Origin of the sequence: Methylocella silvestris (assembly GCF_002891535.1) — a bacterium.
Lineage (GTDB): Bacteria > Pseudomonadota > Alphaproteobacteria > Rhizobiales > Beijerinckiaceae > Methylocapsa > Methylocapsa silvestris_A.
This window is the reverse complement of sequence record NZ_PDZR01000008.1, coordinates 120,436-144,712: the sequence shown is the minus strand read 5'-3', so window position 1 is coordinate 144,712 and position 24,277 is coordinate 120,436. Positions and strand designations below refer to the sequence as shown.

27 protein-coding genes are annotated in these 24,277 nt (G+C 64.8%); 18 read left to right on the top strand and 9 right to left on the bottom strand.

Going from position 1 to position 24,277, the window contains the following annotated elements; genetic code table 11:
• The first annotated feature begins 108 nt into the window (after nt 1-108).
• On the top strand, nt 109-942 hold the full coding sequence (map, locus tag CR492_RS09475) for a type I methionyl aminopeptidase (protein WP_102843499.1): 834 nt from the start codon (nt 109-111) through the stop codon (nt 940-942).
• Nucleotides 939-1,667 (top strand): RadC family protein, encoded by a 729-nt coding sequence (gene radC, locus CR492_RS09470; RefSeq protein ID WP_102843498.1) that lies wholly within the window; start codon nt 939-941, stop codon nt 1,665-1,667. The genes map and radC overlap by 4 nt, the downstream gene beginning before the upstream one ends.
• Nucleotides 1,668-1,703: 36 nt before the next feature.
• Here the strand turns inward: radC and CR492_RS09465 are convergent, their stop codons facing one another.
• Nucleotides 1,704-2,000 carry an usg protein gene (locus CR492_RS09465; protein WP_102843497.1) on the bottom strand — a complete coding sequence of 99 codons (297 nt, stop codon included), beginning with the start codon at nt 1,998-2,000 and terminating at the stop codon, nt 1,704-1,706.
• A gap of 362 nt (nt 2,001-2,362) precedes the next feature.
• Between CR492_RS09465 and pcaD the strand changes: the two genes are divergently transcribed.
• Nucleotides 2,363-3,445 carry a 3-oxoadipate enol-lactonase gene (pcaD, locus tag CR492_RS09460; protein ID WP_210200247.1) on the top strand — a complete coding sequence of 361 codons (1,083 nt, stop codon included), beginning with the start codon at nt 2,363-2,365 and terminating at the stop codon, nt 3,443-3,445.
• 34 nt (nt 3,446-3,479) lie between these two features.
• On the opposite strand, the gene CR492_RS09455 is transcribed toward pcaD, so the two are convergent.
• Nucleotides 3,480-4,007 (bottom strand): flavin reductase family protein, encoded by a 528-nt coding sequence (locus CR492_RS09455; protein WP_102843520.1) that lies wholly within the window; start codon nt 4,005-4,007, stop codon nt 3,480-3,482.
• Nucleotides 4,008-4,261: 254 nt separating this feature from the next.
• On the opposite strand from CR492_RS09455, the gene CR492_RS09450 reads away from it, so the two are divergent.
• From CR492_RS09450 to CR492_RS09425, 6 genes are read left to right on the top strand one after another with little or no spacing between them, the layout of a single operon-like run.
• Entirely contained in the window at nt 4,262-5,179 is a 918-nt protein-coding gene (locus tag CR492_RS09450) for a branched-chain amino acid ABC transporter permease (protein ID WP_102843496.1), read from the top strand.
• Between the two features lie 4 nt (nt 5,180-5,183).
• Nucleotides 5,184-6,554 carry a high-affinity branched-chain amino acid ABC transporter permease LivM gene (gene livM, locus CR492_RS09445; RefSeq protein ID WP_102843495.1) on the top strand — a complete coding sequence of 457 codons (1,371 nt, stop codon included), beginning with the start codon at nt 5,184-5,186 and terminating at the stop codon, nt 6,552-6,554.
• Nucleotides 6,554-7,474 carry an ABC transporter ATP-binding protein gene (locus CR492_RS09440; protein WP_102843494.1) on the top strand — a complete coding sequence of 307 codons (921 nt, stop codon included), beginning with the start codon at nt 6,554-6,556 and terminating at the stop codon, nt 7,472-7,474. The genes livM and CR492_RS09440 overlap by 1 nt, the downstream gene beginning before the upstream one ends.
• On the top strand, nt 7,471-8,220 hold the full coding sequence (locus CR492_RS09435) for an ABC transporter ATP-binding protein (protein ID WP_102843493.1): 750 nt from the start codon (nt 7,471-7,473) through the stop codon (nt 8,218-8,220). The genes CR492_RS09440 and CR492_RS09435 overlap by 4 nt, the downstream gene beginning before the upstream one ends.
• Nucleotides 8,220-8,543 (top strand): DUF6867 family protein, encoded by a 324-nt coding sequence (locus CR492_RS09430; RefSeq protein WP_102843492.1) that lies wholly within the window; start codon nt 8,220-8,222, stop codon nt 8,541-8,543. The genes CR492_RS09435 and CR492_RS09430 overlap by 1 nt, the downstream gene beginning before the upstream one ends.
• Before the next feature lie 19 nt (nt 8,544-8,562).
• Nucleotides 8,563-9,681 (top strand): branched-chain amino acid ABC transporter substrate-binding protein, encoded by a 1,119-nt coding sequence (locus tag CR492_RS09425; RefSeq protein ID WP_102843491.1) that lies wholly within the window; start codon nt 8,563-8,565, stop codon nt 9,679-9,681.
• Between the two features lie 5 nt (nt 9,682-9,686).
• Here CR492_RS09425 and CR492_RS09420 read toward each other — a convergent pair whose 3' ends face one another.
• Entirely contained in the window at nt 9,687-10,415 is a 729-nt protein-coding gene (locus tag CR492_RS09420) for a cytochrome c biogenesis CcdA family protein (RefSeq protein ID WP_102843490.1), read from the bottom strand.
• Nucleotides 10,416-10,739: 324 nt separating this feature from the next.
• Here CR492_RS09420 and CR492_RS09415 point away from each other — a divergent pair, with 324 nt between their 5' ends.
• Nucleotides 10,740-12,179: a lipopolysaccharide biosynthesis protein gene (locus tag CR492_RS09415; RefSeq protein WP_102843489.1), complete on the top strand. Its 1,440-nt coding sequence runs from the start codon at nt 10,740-10,742 to the stop codon at nt 12,177-12,179.
• 2 nt (nt 12,180-12,181) lie between these two features.
• Here the strand turns inward: CR492_RS09415 and CR492_RS09410 are convergent, their stop codons facing one another.
• Complete coding sequence (locus tag CR492_RS09410; protein ID WP_102843519.1) at nt 12,182-13,102, bottom strand: 50S ribosomal protein L11 methyltransferase; 921 nt, start codon at nt 13,100-13,102, stop codon at nt 12,182-12,184.
• 297 nt (nt 13,103-13,399) lie between these two features.
• Between CR492_RS09410 and CR492_RS20765 the strand changes: the two genes are divergently transcribed.
• Together CR492_RS20765 and CR492_RS09405 are read left to right on the top strand one after the other, a co-directional pair.
• Nucleotides 13,400-13,552, top strand: coding sequence for a hypothetical protein (locus CR492_RS20765; protein ID WP_180982493.1), 153 nt, complete (start codon nt 13,400-13,402; stop codon nt 13,550-13,552).
• Nucleotides 13,553-13,795: 243 nt separating this feature from the next.
• A complete protein-coding gene (locus CR492_RS09405; protein ID WP_102843488.1) occupies nt 13,796-14,794 on the top strand; it encodes a catalase family peroxidase in 999 nt (332 codons plus the stop codon).
• Between the two features lie 87 nt (nt 14,795-14,881).
• Here the strand turns inward: CR492_RS09405 and CR492_RS09400 are convergent, their stop codons facing one another.
• Nucleotides 14,882-15,370: an acyl-CoA thioesterase gene (locus CR492_RS09400; RefSeq protein ID WP_102843487.1), complete on the bottom strand. Its 489-nt coding sequence runs from the start codon at nt 15,368-15,370 to the stop codon at nt 14,882-14,884.
• Nucleotides 15,371-15,504: 134 nt separating this feature from the next.
• Here CR492_RS09400 and CR492_RS09395 point away from each other — a divergent pair, with 134 nt between their 5' ends.
• The 5 genes from CR492_RS09395 (at nt 15,505) to CR492_RS09375 (ending at nt 18,412) form a co-directional block, all read left to right on the top strand.
• Entirely contained in the window at nt 15,505-16,152 is a 648-nt protein-coding gene (locus CR492_RS09395) for an HAD-IA family hydrolase (protein WP_102843486.1), read from the top strand.
• On the top strand, nt 16,149-17,012 hold the full coding sequence (locus CR492_RS09390; RefSeq protein ID WP_102843485.1) for an ATP12 family chaperone protein: 864 nt from the start codon (nt 16,149-16,151) through the stop codon (nt 17,010-17,012). The genes CR492_RS09395 and CR492_RS09390 overlap by 4 nt, the downstream gene beginning before the upstream one ends.
• On the top strand, nt 17,009-17,389 hold the full coding sequence (locus tag CR492_RS09385) for a hypothetical protein (protein ID WP_102843484.1): 381 nt from the start codon (nt 17,009-17,011) through the stop codon (nt 17,387-17,389). The genes CR492_RS09390 and CR492_RS09385 overlap by 4 nt, the downstream gene beginning before the upstream one ends.
• Before the next feature lie 61 nt (nt 17,390-17,450).
• Entirely contained in the window at nt 17,451-17,948 is a 498-nt protein-coding gene (locus CR492_RS09380; RefSeq protein ID WP_102843483.1) for a copper chaperone PCu(A)C, read from the top strand.
• A gap of 179 nt (nt 17,949-18,127) precedes the next feature.
• A complete protein-coding gene (locus tag CR492_RS09375) occupies nt 18,128-18,412 on the top strand; it encodes a hypothetical protein (protein ID WP_102843482.1) in 285 nt (94 codons plus the stop codon).
• Nucleotides 18,413-18,955: 543 nt separating this feature from the next.
• On the opposite strand, the gene CR492_RS09370 is transcribed toward CR492_RS09375, so the two are convergent.
• From CR492_RS09370 to glyA, 4 genes are read right to left on the bottom strand one after another with little or no spacing between them, the layout of a single operon-like run.
• On the bottom strand, nt 18,956-19,579 hold the full coding sequence (locus CR492_RS09370) for a riboflavin synthase (protein ID WP_102843481.1): 624 nt from the start codon (nt 19,577-19,579) through the stop codon (nt 18,956-18,958).
• Between the two features lie 3 nt (nt 19,580-19,582).
• Nucleotides 19,583-20,695, bottom strand: coding sequence for a bifunctional diaminohydroxyphosphoribosylaminopyrimidine deaminase/5-amino-6-(5-phosphoribosylamino)uracil reductase RibD (ribD, locus tag CR492_RS09365; protein ID WP_102843480.1), 1,113 nt, complete (start codon nt 20,693-20,695; stop codon nt 19,583-19,585).
• Nucleotides 20,692-21,219, bottom strand: a complete 528-nt coding sequence (nrdR, locus tag CR492_RS09360; RefSeq protein WP_102843479.1) for a transcriptional regulator NrdR — start codon at nt 21,217-21,219, stop codon at nt 20,692-20,694. The genes ribD and nrdR overlap by 4 nt, the downstream gene beginning before the upstream one ends.
• Before the next feature lie 10 nt (nt 21,220-21,229).
• Entirely contained in the window at nt 21,230-22,534 is a 1,305-nt protein-coding gene (gene glyA, locus CR492_RS09355; protein WP_102843478.1) for a serine hydroxymethyltransferase, read from the bottom strand.
• Nucleotides 22,535-22,884: 350 nt separating this feature from the next.
• Here glyA and CR492_RS09350 point away from each other — a divergent pair, with 350 nt between their 5' ends.
• A complete protein-coding gene (locus CR492_RS09350) occupies nt 22,885-24,264 on the top strand; it encodes an OmpA family protein (protein WP_102843477.1) in 1,380 nt (459 codons plus the stop codon).
• The last annotated feature ends 13 nt before the right edge of the window (nt 24,265-24,277 follow it).

Genomic DNA, 24,277 nt, shown 5'->3' with positions numbered 1-24,277 from the left:
TGATGGCGCAGCCGGCTGTCGCCTTGCATCGCCGCGGCAAGCGCCTAAATTAATTCGACAATCCAGCTTGAGGCCAACGGGCGAGGCGCCCGGCGCCGGGAATTTGCTATGACATTCGTGGACGCCGTAGAAGTCGCCGGCCGCAAGGCGGGACATATAAAATTGCATGGTGAAGTCGCCTTCGAGGGCATGCGCCGCGCCGGACGGCTCACCGCCGAAGCGCTCGACATGCTGACCGAGCATGTCAAACCCGGCGTCACCACCGAATTTCTCGACGGGCTTGTATTCGATTTCGCCATGTCGCACGGCGCCTATCCGGCGCCGCTCGATTATCGGGGCTACCGCAAATCGATCTGCGCCTCGATCAATCATGTCGTCTGTCACGGCATGCCGGACCGCAAGCCGCTGAAAGATGGCGACATCGTCAATATTGACGTGACGCTCATTGTCGACGGCTGGCACGGCGATTCGAGCCGCATGTATATCATCGGCGAGGCGCCGCGCCGCGCCGAGCGGCTGATCGAGGTCACTTATGAATCGCTGATGCGCGGCATGGCCGTCGTCCGACCCGGCGCAACGACCGGCGACATCGGCGCGGCGATCCAGGACTACGCCGAGGCGGAGCGCTGCTCGGTTGTGCGCGATTTCTGCGGCCATGGACTCGGCCGGCTGTTCCACGACGAGCCCAATATTCTCCACTACGGCCGGCGCGGCGAGGGCGTGATGCTCCGGCCGGGCATGTTCTTCACCATCGAGCCGATGATCAACCTCGGCCGGCCGCAGGTGAAAATCCTGTCTGACGGCTGGACCGCGGTCACCCGCGACCGATCCCTCTCGGCCCAGTTCGAACATTCGATCGGCGTCACCGAGACCGGTTACGAGGTCTTCACTTTGTCGCCGAAGGGATTGGACCGGCCGCCCTATGCGCCAGCCACGGCGTGAGCGTCAAGAAGACCGCCGCAGAGGCCGGCGCGCAGGCGGCTGAGGGCGTCCCGGCGCCTCATTATCTTGGCCACAGGGACCGGCTGCGCGAGCGGTTTCGCAAGGCCGGCGCCGATGCGCTCGCCGATTATGAGCTGATCGAGCTGATTTTATTCCGGGCGATCCCGCGGCGGGACGTGAAGCCGCTCGCCAAGGCGCTGATCGCCCGCTTCGGCTCCTTCGCCGAGGTGGTTGCGGCGCGGCCCGAACGCCTCGCCGAGATCGACGGGCTTGGCGAAGCGGCGATCGTCGAATTGCGGATCATCGAGGCGGCGGCGCGGCGGCTCGCCAGGTCCTCGATCGAAAAGCGCCCCTCGATGTCGAGCCTGCCGGCCGTGATCGATTACTGCCGCACGGCGATGGCATTCCTGGATCGCGAGGAATTTCGCATCCTCTTCCTCGACAAGAAGAATTTTCTCATCGCCGACGAGGTGCAGGGCGTCGGCACGGTCGATCACGCGCCGGTCTATCCGCGCGAGATCATGCGGCGCGCGCTCGAACTCAGCGCCTGCGCCCTGATTCTCGTGCACAATCACCCGTCGGGCGATCCCGAGCCTTCGACGGAGGATATTTTTCTGACGCATCAGATCATTGCTGTCGGCAAGCCGTTGAAGATCGCGGTGCATGACCATCTGGTCATCGGCAAGCATGGCCACGCGAGCCTCAAGGAGATGCGGCTGATCTGAGTGTCCGGCTGGAAAGACTTGGCGCGGAATACGCCGTCAATTCAGCCGAAACTCGCCGTCGACGGTCCTGAATTCCGCTGGCCGGATCAGCTTGGCGTGGGCGACGCGGACGCTGTGCAGCGGCCCCTCGAGCTTCTCGGTCCAGAAATTCAGGAATTTGTTCAGCGTCGGGAAGTTTGGCGCAAGATCATATTCCTGCCAGATATAGGACTGCAGCAGGCGCGGATGGTCCGGCAAACGATAGAGGATCTCCGCCGTGGCAAGGCCGTAGCCCGCCATCTGCTTGAGGAAATCCCGGGAAACTTTGAGCTCGACCGTTCTGGCTTCAATCATGGCGACGAACCTCCAAGTCTGCAACGCAGGCGGTCAGCCGGTTGCAAGCATCTTGACGCTCCGAGGCGCTTCCTCACGTTCCCTCATTGAACGCCCGTCATCTTAATGTTGCGTTGCGTTCAAAAATTCTTCCGAGCAATCCTTGTGCCGCGCTTGAGCGCAGCCATTCCCGGCAATGTCGCCCCCGCATCCTTCGTCTCAACGAGCAAGCCATCATCATGCACGGGATCGCGAATGGCCGAAATACGAAATTAGCGCGATCCCAAGCCTGTAAATTGACGGATAGTTTAGCGACAACTGCGCCAGCGGCCACAGCCCCTTTGCGGCTCCATCTGGCCGATTGACGAGGCGAAGGGAGAGCCATGAGCAAGATCAACGTTGCCGGCGAGCCGTTCAACATCCGTCTTGACGGCAAGGCGGATGCGCCCGTTCTCATTCTCGCCCATCAACTCGGCGGCGCGCTAGCGGTCTGGGATCGCCTGGCGCCCGCCCTCAGCGCGCATTTCCGCGTGTTGCGCTATGATTCGCGCGGCCATGGAGCGAGCGTCGCCAATCCTGGCCCTTATTCCATCGCGGCGCTGGCGCGCGACGCGATCGGCCTTCTCGACGCCCTCAAAATCGAAAAAGCGCATTGGATCGGCCTCTCGATGGGCGCGATCGTCGGGCAGGCCGTGATGCTGCTGGCCCCCGCCCGCATCGGCCGCGCCATACTCGCCAACACGGCGGCGCAGCTGGGAACGCCCGATTTATGGAACGCGCGAATCGGGGCGGTCCGCGCGGGCGGCGGCGCGGGCATGGCTGGCGCGACGGAGGAGCGCTGGTTCACGCCGGCTTTCCGCCAGGCCGAGCCCGCCGCCGTCCAGGCCGTCATGGATGATTTCCGCGCCACTCCGATCGAGGGCTATGCATCCGCCTGCGGCGCGCTGCGCGACGCCGATCTGCGCGAAGCCGTCCGCTCCATCCGCCATGAAACTTTGGTGATCGTTGGCGCGCGCGACCCCTCTGCGCCGCCCGCCCTTGCCGCTTATGTCGCGAGCGTCATCGAGGGCGCGCGGCTCGTGACGCTGGAGACCTCGCATATTTCGCCGGTGGAGGATGCAGAGGGTTTCCTCGAGGCGGCGTTGGAATTTTTGACCGCGCCAGAACATGACGCCCGGGCGGGCCTCGCCGCGGGCAGGACGGCGCCGCGGCGAAAGTCGCTGCAGCGGCTGCTGACCGGCCGCGCGCCCGCGAAAAAAGCCCCCGGCAAAAAAGCCGTGGCCAAGAAGGCGCCGGCGAAAAAGGCGCTCGCCAAGAAATCCGCCGCGAAAAAAACTGCGCCGAAAAAAAGCGCCGCCAACAAAACGGCTTCCGCCAAGAAGGGAACGAAGCAGCCGGGCGAGACGCGCCGCAAATTCGCCCGTGGAGCGCCGCGGACGGTCCGCGCCAGCAAGGACAAACGATGATTCGAGACGCAGACGCCTTCCGTCCAAAGCTGGATCAAAGCGTGCGGTAGCCGCGGTGAACATAGGCGAGCGAGTGCGCCGCCGGGCCATAGGCGACCGCCTCGACGAGGCCGATCATGACGATATGGGTGCCGACCTCTTTGGCCTCGACGAGCCGGCAATCGAAGGACGCGACCGCCTCGTCCAGCGCCGGGGCGCCGGTCGCAAGCGGGCGCCAATCGCCGCGGTCGAAGCGCTGCTCGAGCGTATGATCGCCTCTCCCGGCGAATACATCGGCCAGTTCCTGATGCGCCGGTGTCAACGTGTTGATGCAAAACACCCCGTTCTCGATCATCCGCCCCGCCGAGGCCGAGACCTTGTTGATGCAAAACAGAAGCATCGGCGGATCGGCCGAAATCGAGGCCATCGACGTCGCGGTAATGCCGCCAAGCCCTGCCGGCCCGTCCGTCGTCACGATATGGACCGAAGCGGCGACGCGGCTCATCGCCTGGCGAAACTTTGCCGAATCAGGCGCATGGCCAACCGGGGCGGCGACGGCGGCGCCATCAAAAATTTCGGCCATAGCGTTGCTGGCGCTCCTTTTGCCTTCAAGACTTTTGCGCGGGATCGCACCGGGAAAACGCGTTTCGCGCTTCTCCCATAACAAAAACAAGGCGATAAGCAAAATAGGCGGCGCCCGCCCTGAGGCGTCCAACCGGCGCCGCCCTTGCAAGCCGAGACGGCAAGACGCAAAGTCCGCCCGTCACCGAGCTTTACGAGACCACCTCAAAGATCGGCACGCCTGCCGCCAATCTCAAGGAGCAACCGGCGCCGCCCATGGAAATCTTCCTGCAGCAACTCATCAACGGCGTCACGCTCGGATCGATCTATGGGCTGATCGCGATCGGCTACACAATGGTGTTCGGCATCATCGGCATGGTCAATTTCGCGCATGGCGACGTCTTCATGCTGTCGGCTTTCATCGCGCTCATCCTGTTCCTGGCGCTGACTCAGCTGCTTGGCGTCGCCTCGGTGGCCTTCGCCTTCGTGATCGTTCTGTTCGCCGGAATGGCGCTCACCTCGCTATGGGCCTTCGTGATCGAGCGGATCGCCTATCGCCGCCTGCGCGGATCCTTCCGCCTTGCGCCGCTGATATCGGCGATCGGCATGTCGATATTCCTTTCAAATCTCGTCTATGTGCTGCAAGGGCCGCGCAACAAGGCGCTGCCGCCCATGTTCAACGATGTCCTCCGCCTGACCGACGGCGGCGCCTATGACGTCACGCTCTCGGTGAAGCAGATCATGATCGTCTCGGTGACGGCCGTGCTGCTCGCCGGGTTCTGGTTCATCGTCCAGAAGACGTCCTTCGGCCGGGCGCAGCGCGCCTGCGAACAGGACGGACGCATGGCCGCCCTGCTCGGAGTCGACGTCGACCGCACCATCTCGCTGACCTTCGTGATCGGCGCCGCGCTCGCCGCCGTCGCGGGCGTGCTCTACATTGTCTATTATGGCGTGATCAATTCGGGGGACGGCTTCGTCCCCGGCGTCAAGGCCTTCACCGCCGCGGTGCTTGGCGGCGTCGGCTCGCTGCCCGGCGCCGTTCTCGGCGGCCTCCTGATCGGCCTCGTCGAAACGTTCTGGGCCGCCTATTTCTCCAGCGACTACAAGGATGTCGCCGCCTTTTCGATCCTCGTCGTCACCTTGATTTTCATGCCCTCGGGCCTGTTCGGCCGCCCCGACGTCGAAAAAGTATAGGCGCATGGAAGAGTCTCTGACGCCGGTTCGCTCCCGCTCCCGCCTCAAAGACGCCCTGACCGGCGCGGCGATCGCGGGCGCGATCATGTTCGGGCTATGCTTTCCTATTCTCGCCTTCCGCACCGATCAGAATTTCTCCAACGAACTTTATCTTCTGAGCCGCTGGCCGGCGGTCGCCTTTGCGGTCGGCTTGGTCTTCGTCCTGCGCTTTACCATGCTCCTGCGGGCGCCCCGCGCGGCGCGCCCGCAGGCGCCGCCCTCACCGACGCTGGCGGGCGCCTTGCAAAGACTGGCGCGCTATGCCGGCGGCGCGGGCGTCCTCGCGCTGATCGCCTTTCCCCTGGTCATGGTGGCCCTGCTCGGTCCTGCCGGCGCGCAGAAATGGATCGATAATTTCGGCATCCAGATCCTGCTTTATGTGCTGCTCGGCTGGGGCCTCAATATCGTCGTCGGGCTCGCTGGCCTGCTCGACCTCGGCTATGTCGCTTTTTACGCGGTCGGCGCCTACGCCTATGCGCTGCTCGCGACCTATTTCGGCTGGTCGTTCTGGCTTTGCCTCCCCGTCGCGGGGCTTCTCGCCGCCGCCTTTGGCGTCGCCCTTGGCCTGCCCGTGCTGCGCCTGCGCGGCGATTATCTCGCCATCGTCACCATGGCCTTCGGCGAAATCATCCGCCTCGTCCTCACCAACTGGACGGCGCTGACCAATGGCGACGCGGGCATCAGCTCGATTCCGCGCATCACCTTTTTCGGCTGGCCTTTCATCGCCGGGCCGAACGGCTTCGCGGCCCTGTTCGGCCTGAAATTCGCCCCCGTGCATCGCCTGATCTTCCTCTTTTATCTCATTCTGGCGCTGGCTCTTTGCGTCAACTATCTGACGCGGCGCCTGCGCAAGGCCCCGCTTGGGCGCGCCTTCGAGGCGCTGCGCGAGGACGAGATCGCCTGCCGCTCGCTCGGGGTCGACACGGTGGCGACGAAGCTCACCGCTTTCGCGCTCGGCGCCTCGATCGCCGGCATGGCCGGGGCGCTCTTTGCGGCGCGGCAGAATTTCGTCTCGCCGACGAGCTTCACCTTCATGGAATCGGCGACGATCCTGGCGCTGGTCGTGCTCGGCGGCGCGGGCTCGCAGCTTGGCGTCGCGCTGGCCGCGATCGTCATCATCGGCGGCTCGGAACTTTTGCGCGAGCTCGACGGACTGAAGCAGATCTTCGGCCCGGCCTTCGATCCAACGCAATATCGCATGCTGATCGTCGGCATCGCCATGGTCGGCATGATGAACTGGCGCCCACGCGGGCTGATCGCGCTGCGCACGCCTTCGATCTTCCTCAAAAAACCGAAGCTTGTCGTCGGCGCGCTGGCCGGAGAGGGCCGCGGTTGATGGCTCGCGACAAAGCGCCCCTGCTCATCGTCGACCAGCTGACCATGCGCTTTGGCGGCCTCTGCGCGGTCGACGCGCTCGATTTTACCGCGAGGGGGGGCGAGATCACCGCCTTGATCGGCCCGAACGGCGCCGGCAAAACGACCCTTTTCAACTGCGTCACCGGCTTTTACAGGAGCTGCGCCGGCCGCATCGCGCTGGCGCGGCCCGACCCCGATTCGCCCGGCGCCTTTCGCGCTGACTGGCGCGAGGAGCTGGAGGAGCTGACCCGCTCCACGCGCCGCTCGGCGCGCCTCGAAGGAGGCGAAATCTTTCTCCTCGAACGCATGGCCGATTTCGAGATCGTCAAACGCGCCGGGGTCGCGCGCACCTTCCAGAACATCCGCCTTTTTCGCGGCATGACCGTTCTCGAAAATCTGATCGTCGCCCAGCATAACCGCCTGATCGGACCCGCGCTCGACCTTGCCGGGCGACTCGGCTTTGGCGCCTATCGCGCCCGCGAACGCGCCGCGATCGAGACGGCGCGCTTCTGGCTCGACCGCGTCGGCCTCATCGATCGCGCCGACGAGGCGGCGGGCGCCCTGCCCTATGGCGCGCAGCGGCGGCTCGAGATCGCCAGAGCCATGGCGACCGCGCCGACGCTGCTCTGTCTCGACGAGCCTGCCGCCGGATTGAACCCACGCGAATCGCATGAACTCACCGCGCTGCTGCTGAGCCTGCGCGACGATCACGACGTTTCGATCCTCATCATCGAGCACGACATGTCTGTGGTCATGGCGATTTCGGACCATGTCGTCGTCCTCGATCACGGGGTAAAGATCGCCGACGGGACGGCGCGGGACATCCGGCAGGACGAGGCCGTAATCAAGGCCTATCTCGGCGTCGCCGACGAGGCGGACATCGCCGCGATGGGCGCATGAGCGGCATGATGAACGGCGGGCCGACCGCAAAACCCCTGCTGTCGCTACGCGGCGTCACGGCCTATTACGGCGCGATCATCGCCTTGAGGGGCGTCGACCTCGACATTCGCGAGGGCGAGATCGTCACCCTGATCGGCGCCAACGGCGCCGGCAAGACCACCTTGATGATGACGATCTTCGGCAATCCGCGCGCGCGGGACGGCGAGATCCGCTTCGCGGGCGAGGACATCACGCGGCTCGACACCCACAAAATCGCGCGCCTCGGGCTCGCCCAGTCGCCCGAGGGGCGCCGGATTTTTCCGCGCATGAGCGTTTATGAAAATCTGCAGATGGGCGCCGGCGTCGAGGGCGGGGGTCATTTCGCGCAGGATCTCGAGCGGATCTTTGCGATCTTCCCCCGCCTCAAGGAGCGGGCCGGCCAGCGCGGCGGCACCTTGTCGGGCGGCGAGCAGCAGATGCTGGCGATCGCCCGGGCGCTGATGAGCCGGCCGCGGCTGCTGCTGCTGGACGAACCCTCGCTCGGCCTCGCGCCGCTCGTCGTCAAACAGATTTTCGAGGTGGTGCGCGACCTCAACCGCCGTGAAGGGCTGACCGTGTTTCTCGTCGAGCAGAACGCCTTTCATGCGCTTTCGCTTGCCGATCGCGCCCATGTCATGGTGAATGGCGCCATCACGCTTTCGGGCGCGGGCCGCGAGCTTTTGGCCCGCCCGGAAGTGCGCGCCGCCTATCTCGAGGGCGGAGCCTGATGGAGGCGGTTTTTTTCGATCCGCGCAGCCTGATGATTTTTATCGGCCTCAGCGTCGTGCTCGGCGGCGCCGCGGCCTTCAGCGCCGGCCGCGCCCTCGCCATCGGCTGGCGTCCGCTCTGGCAGGGCGTTTTTTACGCGCTCGGCGTCGCCGCGGCCGTGCGCTTCCTTCATTATGCGCTATTCGCCGAGCCGCTGCTTTCGCCGGCGCGCTTCGGGCTCGACGCCGCCACGGCGCTGATCTTCATGCTGGCGGGTTTTTATTGGACCCGGCGGCGGCGCATGCAACTGCAATATGGCTCGATACTTTCTCGCGGCGATTGAGATTTCAGGGATAAAGCAGATGAAACCCAGCTTCGCTCGGCTCAGCCTCATGACGGCTTTCTTCCTCGCCGCCGTCGCGCCTCCCGTCCTCGCTGAAGTGCGCTTTGGCGTCGGCGCGCCGATCACTGGCCCCGACGCCTCCTTCGGCGCGCAATTGCGTAACGGCGCCGAGCAGGCCGTCGCCGACATCAACGCGGCCGGCGGCATTCTCGGCGAAAAAGTCACCCTGCGCGTCGGCGACGACGGCGCCGATCCGAAACAGGGCGTCTCTGTCGCCAACAAGTTCGTCGGCGATCAGGTCTCCGTCGTGATCGGCCACTTCAACTCCGGCGTGACGCTGCCCGCCTCCGACGTCTATGCCGAAGCCGGCATCCTGCAGATCACGCCGGGATCGACCAATCCCAAAATCACCGATCGCGGCATCGGCACGCTTTTCCGCACCTGCGGCCGCGACGACCAGCAGGGGGCGGTCGCCGCCAAATTCCTCGCCGGGCGCGGCTTTAAGAAGATCGCCATCATCCACGACAAGACGACCTATGGCAAAGGTCTCGCCGACGAGACGCGCAAGAGCCTCGAGGCGCTCGGCGTCAAGGACGTGCTCTACGAGGGGATCAACAAGGGCGAGAAGGATTATTCGGCGATCGTCTCGAAGATCAAGCAATCGGGCGCTGACGTCCTCTATTGGGGCGGCGTCCACACCGAGGGCGGCCTGCTGCTGCGCCAGATGCGCGATCAGGGCGTCGAAACGCCCATGATGGGGGGCGACGGCATCGCCTCGGATGAATTCGCCGCCATCGCCGGCCCCGGCGTCGAGGGAACCTTCATGACCTTCCCGCCCGACCCGCGCGACCGGCCGGAGGCGGCAAAGGTCGTCGCGGAATTCAAGGCGAAGAATTTCAATCCCGAGACCTACACGCTCTATACCTACGCCGCCGTCGAGGTGGTGAAGCAGGCGGCGGAAGCGGCCAAATCGCTCGACGCCGCCGAGATCGCCAAGGCGATCCATTCCGGCATGGAATTCAACACGGTGATCGGCAAGCTCAGCTTCGACGACAAGGGCGACGTGACCCGGGCCGATTATGTCGTTTTCATCTGGAAGAAAGGGCCTGACGGCAAGATGAGCTATTACCAGATGTGAAAGGCCTATCCGACCGAGGCGAGCCCCGGAAAGGTCTGCAACAGCCAGAATGAGGCGTTCTGCACCGAGCCGGTCAGGAATGCGACGCCGGTCAGCACCAGCAGCACGCCGACGACGCGCTCCAGCATGCCAAAATAACGCTTGAAGCGTTTTATGGCGCGGATGAACGGCTCGATGGCAAGCGCGGCGAGAAAAAACGGCAGGCCGAGCCCGAGCGAATAGAAGGCGAGCAGCGCCGCCCCCTTGAACGCCGTCTCCTCGGACGCGGCGACGGCGAGGATCGCCGCCAGGATCGGCCCGATGCAGGGCGTCCAGCCAAAGGCGAAAGCAAGCCCCATCACATAGGCGCCCCATGCGCCGACTGGCTTTTGCACCGCGACCCGCGCCTCGCGATACATCAGCGCAAACCGGAAAACGCCAAGAAAATGCAGGCCCATCAGGATGATCGCCGCCCCCGCGAGGACCGACAGCATCTGCAGATGCTCGCGCATGATCTGCCCGACGAAAGAGGCCGTCGCGCCGAGCGCCACGAATACGGTCGAGAAGCCAGCGACGAACAGCGCCGCCGCGATCAGAATGTCCCGCCGCGCCTTGGATTCGCGCTCCGTCGCAATCTCCTCGATCGTCGTGCCGGCGATAAAGGTGAGATAGGGCGGAACGAGCGGCAGCACGCAGGGGCTCAGGAACGAGAGAAGCCCGGCGACCAAGGCGGCGGAAAGAGTGACCTCATGCATGGCCCGCTTGTAGCCCGTTGGCCACCTCGGCGAAAGCGCCCGCCCGCTCCGCGCCCGGCGGAGGCCCCGGTCAAGGGGATAAACTCACCGTGATGAAAAAGCCGCAGGGGGAATGGGTTGCACCGGCCGGCGCAGGCTCGGCGCTTGCTTGAACCCCGCCAAGATGGAAAGGATGATTTTTGGCTCTTTGCGCATGGCTTGCGAGGCCCTTGCGCGGCCCTTGGAGCGTCATTTGACGGCTGATCGATGCGCTTTGGATAGGCGCCCGGCGCGAGCTTCGGAGCGGGCGCCGCGGAACAAGGCAGGATCCGGATTGGCGCCAGGATGACGGTCTTCATCGCCTTCTTTTGCAACATCCTGTTCAGCTTTGCCGTCGGCCTCCTCGTCGCGAAATACCTCGGCCCCGCGGAATATGGCAGGTTCGCCCTCGCCCATGCCACGGCGATCGCCGTGCAGACCGCCTTCTTCGACTGGGTCCGGCTCGGCGCGACCCGATTTTATTCCGAGCGCGCCCGCAGCGAGCAACCGGCGCTGCGCGCGACGCTCGATTTCGGCTTCGCGATCATCGCCGCCGCCATCTCGGCCGGCACAGCTTTGATGATCCTGTCGGGCGTCACCTTTACGCTGTCGAACGGGCTGATCGTGCTCGCGATCGGCGTCGCCATCGCCAATGGCCTGTTCGACTATTACACGGCGCTGGTGCGGGCGCGGTTTCACGACCGCCTGTTCGCGCGGCTGCTGCTCGTCAAGAACATCATGACCTTCGCGCTGATGGGCGGCGGCGCCTTCTGGTTCGCCTCGGCCAAGATGACGCTGATCGGCGGCATCGTCAGCCTGGCCGGCTCGGTGATTACGGCGCGGGCGGCGCTGCACGATCCGATGTCGGACCCGAAACTTGCGAGCCTTCCGGCCGCGCGGGCGCTGATGACCTACAGCCTGCCGATCGTCGCGGCCAATGTGCTTTATCTGTCGATCCCGCTCGCCAACCGGGCGATCCTCGCCTCGCTTTACGGCTTCTCGGAAACGGGACAGTTTTCGCTCGCCTATGATTTCGGCGCGAAGGCGATTCAGGCGGTGGGTTCGGCGCTTGACGTCGTCTTGTTCCAGATCGCCGTGGCGACGCATGAGCTGCGCGGGCCGACGCAGGCGCGCCGCCAGGTCGGGCGCAATATGACGATCGTCTTTGCGATGGTGCTGCCGGCCTGCACCGGCATCTGGCTGACGCTGCCCTCGGTCGAAAGCCTGATCGTGCCGGAGCAGTTCCGCGGCCATTTCGGGCCGCTGCTGACGCTGATGATGACCGGACTGTTCTGCATGGCGATGATCCAATATGCGATCAATCCGATCTTTCAGATCGAGAAGAAGACCGGCCCGCTGATCGTCGCGGCGCTCGTCGCCTGCATCGTCGACCCGCTGCTGATCGTTATTTTGCCGCGCGAGGCCGGCGCCTCTGGCCTCGCCATCGCGCAGGCGGGCGCCTTGCTGGCTTCGCTCGTCACATTGGTCGGCTTCGCCGGCGCGGCCCGGCCGAGATGGCCGCGCCTGCGCGACATCGGCGCGATCATTTTAGGCAATGCGGCGATGGCCGCCGCGCTGCTTCCGCTGCGCGAGAGCCAGCCCGGCCTCGCCACGCTCGCCGCGCAGATCAGCCTCGGCGCCGCGGTTTACGCGCTGATCGTCATGAGCGCCGACATCGCCGGGATGCGCGCGCTCGCGCTCGCCCAGATCCGGCTCGCCTTCGCCCGGAGGAAGGCGGTTTCCTGAATTCAGCCGCGCCTTTGCAACAGCAACGTCGCCCAGCCGTCGAGGTCGAGCCGGCTTTGCAACACGATGCGCTGCGCCCTGTAGGCGGCGAGCACGCCGGGCACGTCACGGCCGAGCAGGCCGGACAAAATGATGTCCGCCCCGAATTCCGTGACCTCGGCGATCTGCGGCGCCAGGGCGCGCAACGGCTTCGCCAATATATTGGCGAAGACCAGATCGAAAGGCGCGCCTTTGCGCAAGGCGGGATGAGCGAGCCCGCTTGCCTCCACCGGCTCGACGAAGCCGCCGACGCCATTGCGCCTTGCGTTCTCCGCGGCGGTCGTGACCGAGACCTTGTCGACATCGCCGGCGCAGATCGCGCGCTTCCACAATCTCGCCGCCGCGATGGCCAGGACGCCCGTTCCCGTGCCGACATCGAGAATGGAGCGCGGCCGGCGCCGGCGCGCGACGCGGTCGAGCATCAAGAGGCAGCCGCGGGTGGTGCCGTGATGGCCCGTGCCGAAAGCAAGCGCCGCCTCGATCTCGATGCCGATCTCATGGCCCCGCACCTCGCCCCGGCTATGCGATCCATGAACGACGAAACGCCCGGCCCGCACCGGCTTCAGGCCCTCGAGGGAAGAGGCGACCCAGTCGCGCGCCTCGACGCGGCCAAAGCTCATGCCCCGCGCCGCCTCTTCTCCGGCCACGGCGGCGACAAGCGCGCGCAGATTGTCTTCGTCGGGCGGAAGGCCGAAATAGGCCTCGACGGCCCATCCGCCGCCGTTCCAATCCGCGGTCGAAGGCGCCTCCTCGAAGGCCGCGACGGCGGCGTCGGCCGGATCGAAGGTCTCGAATATGATATCGGAGACGATGCGGGAGGTCGGCTCGTCGCAGGACAGACGCATCACATAGGCGGCGTTATTGGGGGGCAGACCTTCAAGCATGTCCGCGCCTAACATGAGGGGCGGGAAACGGCAACGCCCGGGAGGCGACAGTCACTTTCCTTTCTTTTTGCCCTTCTCCTTGCAAATCTTCTTGCATTTTCCGCTACACCATTTGCACTTTCCCACCGAACAGCCCTCTCTCCCCACCGCCATGCTCCGCTGGTCACGACATATCACGAGTTACGCGGCGCTTATCCTTTGCGCCGGCAGCATTTTTGCGCGCGCCGAGCCCGCCGCCGCGCCGGCGATCGAACCGACGCTCTATCAATTCGGGCGCGGCCATAAGGATTGCATCGAATGGACGGACGGCTGCGCAATCTGCAACAGGACGTCGCGCACGCCCCGGCCGGATCGTCCCTGGTCGCGCCGCCCGGGCTTCAAACTCGCGTGTTCGACGCCGGGAATCGCCTGTCTGCCGAGCGCGACGACGTGCTCGCGCAAGGCGGATGAACCTTCGGCGCCCCGATCGCGATGATCTTGGCGCAATCGGTCAAAACAAAAATGTGATCGATTTCAACTCCCTAGACATGATGCCGGTCGGAATAGTCAGCCCCTTTCGGCGTCATGCTGTCGCGCCGAGCGCCCGGACGCCTGGACCCGTTATAAAACAGGCTTGATCCGGACGCGTCGATATCATCATGCTTGCGAGCCGCCTCGCCGGGGACGGCGTCTCGACAGTTCCGGGAAGACAACATGCCAGATGCAAAGCTCAAGATCCTTTTCGCCGCCAAGCTCCTTCTCGCCGCGTCCGCGATCGCAGCCTCGGCTCCGGCGCGGGCCGATGATGCGGACGTCCCGACCGCCATCGTCGACGTGATGAACAAATTATTCGGCGTTCATCCGGGATTTCGCGCCAATCACGCCAAGGGCGCCGTCGCAGAGGGCAGCTTCACCGCCTCGCCGGAAGCGGCTGGGCTGAGCAAGGCGGCGATTTTTTCGGGCGAGAAGATCCCTGTCGTCGTGCGCTTTTCCGACGCCACCGGCGTTCCGACGATTCCCGATGGCGCCAGCAACGCCAACCCACACGGCCTCTCGGTCAAATTCCATCTGGCGGATGGCGGCGAAACCGACATGGTGACGAATTCGCTGAAATTTTTCCCCGTCGCCACGGGCGAGGAATTTTTGCAGCTGCTGACGGCGATCTCACAGAGCCCGAAGGATGGGCCGCATCCCTCCCCGTTCGAAAAATTCGTCGCCGCTCATCCGAGCGTGCCGGCGGCGTTCGCGACAATCCACACGCCCGACAGTTTCGCGGATGAAGAATATTACGGCGTGAACGCCTTCCTGCTCGTCAACAAGGATGGAGCCAAACAGGCGGCGCGCTATCAGTTCATCCCGGAAAAAACCGTGCATCTTGATCCGGCAGACGCGGCCGCCAAGCCGGCCGACTTCCTCATCGACGATATCGCCGCGCGCCTCAAGCAGGGACCCGTGACGTTTCATCTGAAGGCGCAGATCGCCGAACCGGGCGATGACATCAAGAATGGCTCGAAGCCCTGGCCGGACAGCCGCAAGCTGGTCGATCTCGGCGTCCTGACGATCGACAAGGCCAGCGCAAACTCTCTCGAAGCGCAAAAGCAGCTTCTCTTTCTGCCGGGCGCCCTGATCGACGGCATCGAACAGTCGGGCGATCCTTTGGTCGACACCCGCGACGGCGCCTATGCGGTCTCCTTCTCACGCCGCAATCCATAACAGGCGGCCGTTTGAAAACGCCGCGCGCCTCATCCTGAGGAAGGCGCGCAGCGCCATGGGCTTTTGCGCTAGCCGCGGGTCCGCCAACTAATCCGGCATGCCGACATGCAGCGCACGGTTGCGCGCGGCGATTTCCTGGCGCATTTCCTTGCGCATCTTGCCCGCCTCATAGAGGCGACGCTCGGTCTCGGATTCGAGCTCCAGCGGCGGCGCAAGCCCGGGTTTTCCATCCGCGTCGAGCGCGACCATCGTAAAATAACAAGAGATGTTATGACGCTTGTCCTTCGTCGTGAGGCTTTCGGCAGTCACCTTGATGCCGACCTCCATCGACGTCCTGCCGACGTAATTGACATTGGCGCTGAAGGTGACGAGCTCGCCGACCTTGATCGGCACTTTGAAAATCACCTGATCGAGCGAAACGGTCACGACATAGGATTTGCTGTATCGGGCGGCGCAGGCGTAGGCGACCTGATCGAGCAGCTTCAAAATGGCGCCGCCATGGACATGGCCGGAAAAATTGGCCATGTCGGGCGTCATCAGAACGGTCATGTAAAGGGATTTTTCTTGCTTGCTCATGATCTGCCCCCGCCTCCGCGCGATAGGCGCGGGCGCAGGATGGCACAGGCGAGGCGCGCCCGTCACTCACTCAAGGTCTTCAAAACAATGGAAAAATTTAGCGACCGCTTAGTTTTGTTTGGCGGGATGGCGCTTTGAAACTCATCATCTTCGACATCGACGGGACGCTGGTCGACAGCCAGGCGTTCATTCTTGAAGCGCAGCGGCGCGCCTTCGCCGCGCACGCGATCGAAGCGCCAAGCCGTGAAGCCTCGCTCTCGATCGTCGGCCTGTCGCTGCACGAGGCGTTCCGCGTGCTTGTCGGGCCGGACGGGCCGATCGAAAGCCTGTCCGAGGCCTATCGCGCGGCATGGACCGAGCTCCGCGCCGATCCCGATTATCAAGAACCATTTTATCCCGGCGCGCGCGAGGCCGTCACGACGCTCGCCGCGAACGCCGCGGTGACGCTCGGCGTCGCCACCGGCAAGGCGCGCCGCGGCGTCGACCATCTTTTCGCGCGGACGGGATGGGCGGATGTGTTCCGCACCGTTCAGACCTCCGACGATCATCCCTCAAAGCCCGCGCCGAACATGATCCTCGCCGCCCTCGCCGAGACCGGGGCGGAGCCGGCCGCTACCCTGATGATTGGCGACACGAGCTTCGACATGGAGATGGCGCGCGCGGCCGGCGTGCGGCCGATCGGCGTCGCCTGGGGCTACCATGACCGCGCCGCGCTCGAAGCCGCTGGCGCCGAGCGCATTGTTGCGGATTTCGCCGAATTGCTGCATCTCATCGGTCCATGAGCTCCGACGAAAAGCTGCCCGGCGATCCTGCGCGAAAGACCATCCGCGATGATCTGGCGCGGGCGCCCGGCGAAATCATCGCCATCGATCCGGTCGAAATGGCGCGGCGGGACCTCAAAAAATCGCTCCCCCGGCGCTTCTACAGCCATGCCGCCGCGGCGCCGCAAGAAGACGCCTTTGCGCTGCTGCTTGATGGGCGCCCGGCGCGGACTCCCGCGCGCAACCCGCTCGCCCTGCCGACGCTGGAATCCGCTGAGGCGATCGCCGCGGAATGGGAGCGCCAGCAGGAGCTGATCGACCCGGGACAAATGCCGCTGACGCGCATCGCCAATTCGGCGATCGACGGCGTCGCCCGCGAGATGGAGGCGACGATCGCCGACATCGCCCAATTCGGCGGCTCCGATCTCGTTTGCTATCGCGCCGGCGAGCCCGAAGCCCTCGCGCAGGCCGAGGCCGCGGCCTGGGATCCCGTGCTCGATTTCGCGCGCGAGACATTGGGCGCGCGGCTGATCTGCGCGCAAGGCGTCAATTACGTCGCGCAGCCGGAGCCAGCCCGCGGCGCCGTGTTGCAGGCGGTGCGCGACATCGCCCGCCCCGAGGCCGGCGGCGCCTTCGCGCTCGCGGCGCTTCACGTCATGACCAGCCTCACCGGATCAGCGCTGCTCGCGCTCGCCGTGGCGCATGGCGCGCTGACGCCGCACGAGGCTTGGGCCGCGGCGCATGTCGACGAGGATTATCAGACGCAGCTCTGGGGCGCGGATGAAGCAGCTCATGCCCGCCGCGCCCGGCGCTGGTCGGAGATGGAGGCGGCGGCGCTGCTGCTTCGAGCGGTGCGGCCGCCGAATTCCCCCCGGCCATGATCTCAGGCGCGCGAAACACCCCGCGCGGGCCCCGCTGGCCCGGCTTTGTCGCTCTTGCCGCGGCCTATCTTTTCGCCTTGCAGACGATCGCCTTCGCAGCGCTCGCCGCCGCCGAGCCGGTCCAGGGAGATTCGCCGAGCGGGATTCTCTGCCAAAGCGGAAGGGCGCCGGGCGAACCGCAGCGCCATTCTGATTCGGCGCATTGCCTTGTCGCCTGCGCCGTGTTCAGCACAGCGGCGGCGCCGGCTCTCGAATTGGCCGTCCTGCCGGCGCGAAGCTCAAACGCCGCCGTCCATCCGGCCGGCGCATGCGCTCGCTGCAGCGCCGCCCTGGCGCATCGGACGCCGCATAATCCCCGCGCCCCTCCCACCGCCTAGAGCCGCCGTTGCTGACCGATATCAATCGCGTCTTTCATGCTCTATCGCCCCGGAGATTCAAATGTTTGTTCTGTCCCGCCGATTCCTCGCGGCCGCCGCGCTCGCCCTGGCTCTCGCGCCTTGCATCGCCGCCGCTCATGAATACAAACTCGGCTCCCTCGAAATATTGCATCCCTGGTCACGCGCGACGCCGACCGGGGCCAAGGTGGCCGGAGGCTATCTCATCGTAAAAAACCATGGGCCCGCCGACCGCCTCATTGCGGCTTCGATCGAGGCGGCAGGCAGCACATCGATCCATGAAATGGCGATGACCGACGGCGTCATGACCATGCGCGCGCTGAAAGGCGGCGCGGAAGTGCCGGCCAACGGCGAACTCGCGCTGAAACCTGGCGCCTATCATCTGATGTTCGAGGAGCTGAAGCAGCCCCTGAAGCAAGGCGACCGCATTCCCGGAACGCTGACGTTCGAAAAAGCGGGAACGATCAAGGTCGATTTCGCCGTCGAGGCGATGGGCGCCGCCGAACCCGCCGGCGCGCACGAGGGCCACGAAGGGCATTAGACAAATTTGGAGGGCGGCCGCCGGGCCGCCTTCTCTCACCCTTGCCGGACGCCGACGTCCGCAAGGCCGCGATATTCTTCGCAATTCGTCTTGCACGATCAAGCGGACCAAGCCATTCTTCATCGCTTAAGACGGCGCGCGCAAGGCGCCGTCCTGCTTCCCCCGCGATTGGAGACGCCATGATCATTGAATATGATTTCGGCAAGAAAGAGCGCGCGACGGAGAAAAAATTCGCCAAATCCTCGGCCGGCGAGGGTCAGCCCCGCAAGATCCTTGGCTCCGCACAGGTCCATCTCGAACTCGCCAACGCCCGGATCGCAAAACTTGAAGCAGCGCTTCGCGAAGCGAAAGACGCCTGCGAAAAATCCGGCGAAACGAAGCGCGAGCAGGTAATGGTCGACGCCGCGGAATATGCCCGGCTGTTGCGCTGCAAGGAATTGGTCGCGGCAGCGCTCGAAAGCTGACGCGCCCGGCCGCTACGCCGCAAGGCGCGCTCCGCCTTGAGAGGCCCGTCGACGGAGCGCAGCGACGGCAAGAGCGAGTCAGGGACGGAGCTGCCTTTGAGCCGCACCTGTTCCATCACGACATCGCGCGCCCCGGCATCATGTGTCGCCGGTTGATGTTGACCAATCGCGACATTGCCGGTTTTAGATGGCCGTCGCTCAGATTAAAAAAAATCGCCGAATATTTGTCTGACGGTTCGCAGCGCGATGTACACGCCGAGCAGCACCAGCGGAATTGAAAAGCCCGTAGCGATCAAAACCGTCGACGTAAGAATGCAAGCTGGATAAACGTGTTCTTTCATCGGGGCAGATTACATATAAATAACAAGCGTCTCAACACTAAAAAAGGCCACCTAATACTGTCAACTTATTATTATCAATTGATGATTACAATAGTGTGCCTGACGTATGGCGCAGCGCGCCTTTAGGATCCGCCGCGCAGCTCCGGGCGATATGCAGGGCTTGTTTCGGCTCAGAGTCGGATGCGGACTCCTCTTTCGGCGATCAGGCTTGCGCCGTCTCCTCCTTTGCTGCTTCCGTCAGGCGCGCGGCGTAACGCGCCATGAGATCAACCTCGAGATTGACGGCCTCCCCGGCCCGCCTGTCCCCCCATGTCGTGACCTTGAGCGTGTGCGGGATCAGCAGCACGGAAAACACGTCGTCCTCGACGCCGTTGACAGTCAGCGAGGTCCCGTCGAGCGCAATCGATCCTTTTTCGGCGACGAAGCGCGACAATGGGCGCGGCGCCCGGATCGCAAAGCGCTTCATGCCGTCGAAATCGTCGATCGAGACGATCTCGGCGATCCCGTCGACATGTCCGGTCACGATATGGCCGCCAAGTTCGTCGCCGATCTTGAGTGAACGCTCGAGATTGATCTTGTCGCCGCTCGTCCAGGCCGAAGCCGTCGTGCGGGCCAGCGTCTCGGCGGCGACGTCGACTTCGAACCAGGCGTCCCCGCCAAGGGCTCCCGCCTCGACGACGGTAAGGCAAGGCCCGCCGCAGGCGATCGAGGCGCCGATGGCGATCGTATGGAACGGATAGGAGCAGACGATCCGAGCCCGCCGCAATGCGCCGTGCGTCTCGATGCGCGCGATTTGCCCGACGTCGCTGATAAGACCGGTGAACATGATCTAAGAAATCCTTTCGCGCCGCGTCAGGAGATCGTCTCCAATGGCGCGTTGTTCGACCAGCCGATAGCGCGAGCCGTCCTCCAGCGCATTGATGCGTTCGGCCGTAAAGCCGCAAAGCCCGGGACGGGCAAGAGGCTTTTGGCTCGTCAGCACGATGATATCGTCGGCGACATCTTCGCGCAGCAGCGCTTCGGCGAGCGTCGGACCGGCTTCGCAAAAGATCCGCGTCAGGCCGCGCGCCGCCAAAAGCGCCAGCGCCCCGCGCAGATCGAGGCGTCCGGCGGCATCTGTCGGCGCCCGCGCGATCGCGACGTTTTCGGCAAGAAGGCGCGCTTCGCTGGCCGCCGGCGCGGCCTCTCCCGCAATAATCAGCGTCGGATGGCTGCGGGCGGTCGCCACGAGACGCGAGGCCGGCGAAATCCGAAGACTGCTGTCGAGGACGATGCGCAGCGGTCTGCGCTGCTCGAGGCCGGGCAGTCGCACCGTCAGCAGCGGATCATCGGCCAGCGCGGTTCCAACGCCGATCAAAATCGCGTCATGCATCGCGCGCGTCACATGGACAGCGCGGTTCGCCGCCTCTCCCGTGATCGAAAGGCGCGGCTCCTCGCGCCCCGCCGCGACGAAGCCATCCGCCGTCATGGCCAGTTTGAGCGTGATCAGCGGCCGGTTTTGCGTCACGCGAAGCACATGGCCGAGATTGGCGGCAAGCGCGGCTTGCGCGCAAACGCCGGTCCGGACGTCGAGCCCGGCAGCCCGCAAAAGCTCATGGCCGCGTCCGGCGACGCGCGGGTCCGGGTCCTCGATCGCCGACACCACGCGAGCGACGCCCGATGCGGCGACAGCTTCGGCGCAGGGCGGGGTCTTGCCGTGGTGGCTGCAAGGCTCCAGCGTGACATAAAGAGTGGAGCCGCGGCTTTTCTCGCCCGCCTGCCGCAGAGCTTCGACCTCGGCATGAGGACGCCCGCCGGGCTGGGTCCAGCCGCGCGCGAGGATCGCGCCGTCCTTGACGATCAGCGCGCCGACGGCAGGATTGGGCGCGCAGGCGCCAAGGCCTCGCCGGGCCAGCGCGATGGCGGCAGCCATGTATCGCTCATCCGCATCGATCCCGCTCATGCCCGCGTGGGCGTCCGCGTCTTCGATGGCGGCGGCTCTGACGCGCCTTCCTCGTCTTTTGAGGGTTCAATCTGCTCCGCGCCGAGTTCGTCGATCAGGGCGTTGAAATCCCGCGCCTCCCGAAAATTGCGATAGACCGAGGCGAAGCGCACATAGGCGACGCTGTCGAGCGCGCGCAGCCCCTCCATCACCAATTCGCCGATGCGATCGCTGGCGATTTCACTCTCGCCCTGACTTTCGAGCTGACGCACGATGCCGTTGACCATACGCTCAACGCGCTCGGGTTCGACCGGGCGCTTGCGCAAGGCGATTTCGAGGGAGCGCATCAGCTTTTCGCGTTCGAACGGCGCGCGCCGGCCCGATTTCTTGAGCACCGTCAGCTCGCGTAGCTGGACGCGTTCGAAGGTCGTGAATCTGCCGCCGCAATCGGGGCAGACGCGCCGCCGCCTGATGGCGGAGGCGTCATCCGTGGGACGCGAATCCTTGACCTGGGTCTCGAGGCTGCCGCAGTAAGGACACCGCATCAGGCATGCCTCAATAGATCGGGAAACGTCCCGTCAGTTCGAGAACGGTCGTCTTGACCTTGGCTTCGACCGCGCCGTTTTCAGCCTCGCCATTGGCCGAGAGACCGTCAAGCGTCTCCGCGATCAATTCGCCCACCTTCTTGAATTCGGCGACGCCGAAGCCGCGCGAGGTTGCAGCCGGCGCGCCGAGACGGACGCCGGAGGTGACCATCGGGCTCGCCGTGTCGAAGGGCACGCCGTTCTTGTTGCAGGTGATCGAGGCGCGCCCGAGCGCTGCTTCCGCCGCCTTGCCGGTGAGATTCTTCGGCCGCAGATCGACCAGCATCAGGTGATTGTCGGTTCCGCCCGAGGCAAGATCGAATCCGGCGTCCTTCAGGGTCGAGGCCAGCGCGCGGGCGTTGTCGACGACCTGGCGGGCATAGACCTTGAAATCAGGCTGCAGCGCTTCGCCGAAGGCGACCGCTTTCGCCGCGATCACATGCATCAGCGGGCCGCCCTGAAGGCCGGGGAACACCGCCGAATTGATCTTCTTGGCGATGTCGGGATCATTCGTCAGCACGAGCCCGCCGCGCGGACCGCGCAGGGTTTTATGCGTCGTCGAAGTCACGACATGCGCATGCGGGAACGGCGAGGGATGCACGCCGCCGGCGACAAGGCCGGCGAAATGGGCCATATCGACGAAGAAATAGGCTCCGACCGAATCGGCGATCTTGCGGAAGCCCTCAAAATCCCAGTGCCGCGGATAGCCCGAGCCGCCGGCGATGATGATCTTCGGCTTATGCTCTTCGGCGAGCTTGGCGACCTGCTCCATGTCGATGCGGTGATCGTCGCGGCGCACGCCATAGGCCACCGGCTTGAACCACTTGCCCGACAGATTGACCGGCGAGCCATGCGTCAGATGTCCGCCCGCGGCGAGGTCGAGGCCCATGAAGACGTCGCCCGGCTGCATCAGCGCGAGGAACACCGCCTGATTGGCCTGACTGCCGGAGTTCGGCTGAACATTGGCGAATTTGCAGTCGAACAGACGGGTGACGCGCTCGATCGCCAGCGTTTCCGCGATGTCGACATATTGGCAGCCGCCGTAATAGCGCCGGCCCGGATAGCCTTCGGCGTATTTGTTGGTCAGGATCGAGCCCTGCGCCTCCAGAACAGCCTTGGAGACGATGTTTTCGGACGCGATCAGCTCGATCTCATGGCGTTGCCGGCCGAGCTCCAGCTCGACCGCATTGGCGATTTCAGGATCGACGTCCTTGAGATGCGCAGCGAAGAAGGAATTGGAAGCAGGGCCTCCGATTTCGGCATTGGCCTGGCTCATCTGCGATCTCCCTTTGCAGCAGGAACGTTCATTTCGCGTCCGCGCGCGACCCGTCGTCGTGGCGCGGACGCATCATCGATTGATCGCCATAACATGGCGCTTACGACGAAGGAAGCAGATCGGATCATGGAATAATTTGGCATGGAACAAAGTTTTTTTGTTCACCGCCCGCCGAGGAAATCAGTTCCCCTGCGGCCGGAAAGGTGAAACGCGTTCCCGACGTTGCCTCTGCGACCCCGAACGAGGTGAAAGTCCGCTGTCACGGCGGCGGCACTGACAATCCCTTGCGCCCGGCGCGCATCGACGCATAAAAGAATGGCGGCGTCGCCGCTGGATTAAAGGAAGCACCCATGTCGCAAATCGAAGCGCTCGTCGCAAATGTCGGAAGCCGACTAGGGATTGGGCCCGAGGCCGCGCCTCTCGTTAAGGGGCTTTTGCAATTGGTTTTCGGCGGCCCGAAGGGATTCGAGGGATTTCTCGATCTTTTCAAATCGTCCGGCCTTGGCGGTCTCGCCGCCTCCTGGATTGGCAAATCCGACAACCCTCCGCTTGGCGAACAAGGCGCGGCGCAGGCGTTCGGCTATGAGACGATCGCTGCGCTCGCTGAAAAGGCCGGGCTCGACCGGGGCGTCGTGACGGCGGCCCTGGCCTATCTCGCGCCGAAGCTTGTCGGCCTGCTGACGCCGGGGGGCGCCATTCCCGCCTCCGCGCCGCCGGCCGTCGCAGCCTTTCTCGCCGGCGCGCCCGCCGCGGGCGCCGCTGCAGCCGCGCCCGCGCCTGCGCCGGCCTTGAACCCGGCCCTTTCAACGAGGAGCGCGGCGCCGGTTGCGGCCGTCGGGCACGGCAAAGAGTCGACCGGTCTCGATCGCTATATAATCCCCGGCATCGGCGCCCTACTCGCAATCGCCTTTGTCTATCATTTCTTCACAAGCCGACCGGAGCCAGCTCCCGCCCCGGCCGCTAGCCAGGGCGCCGCTTCGCCCGCTCCCGCCGCCTTGACGCCGGCGCGTTTCGGCTTGTCCGAAGAGAAAGGCGCGGTTACGGCGTCCGGCGTCGTCAGCGACGATGCGGCGCGCAGCTCAATTCTCGACTCGCTCAAGAAAGCCTTCGGCGACAAGGTCTCGAGCGCCATCAGCGTCGAGCCGAATGTCGCGCCGGCGCCCTGGCTCGCAAAGCTCGCCGCAGCGCTCGAGATTTTGAAAGTCCCGGGCCTGACGGCCGCCTTCGAGGGGTCAAAGGTCAACCTTGGCGGGGCGGTTCCTCCGGCCGATCTCGCTGCGATTCTCGCCAAGATCAAGGCGTTGTTTGGCGATGATTTCTCCGTTTCGACCGCGAGCTCTGCGCCGCCGGCAGCCAATTTCGCTTCACTCAAGGAAAATTTCACCGCACAGGATCTCATCGTCGTCCTCAACGGCGTCGTGTTGAATTTCGACACGGGCAGCTGGGTGATCGACGACGGCGGAAAAGCGATCCTTGTCCAGGCGGCCGCGCTCATCAAGAAACTGCCGTCCGCAACGGTCGTCCATGTCGGCGGCTATACGGACCGCACAGGCGATCCCGACGCAAATGTCACGCTGTCGCAGCATCGCGCGGACGCCGTGCGCCAGACGCTGATCGACGCGGGCGTCGCCCCAACCATGCTGACGGCGAAGGGCTATGGCAGCGCCGCCTCGACAAATGCATCCAGTAGCCGCACCGATCGCCGCATCGAATTCACCGTATCGCAATAGGGCCGGGTGAGGC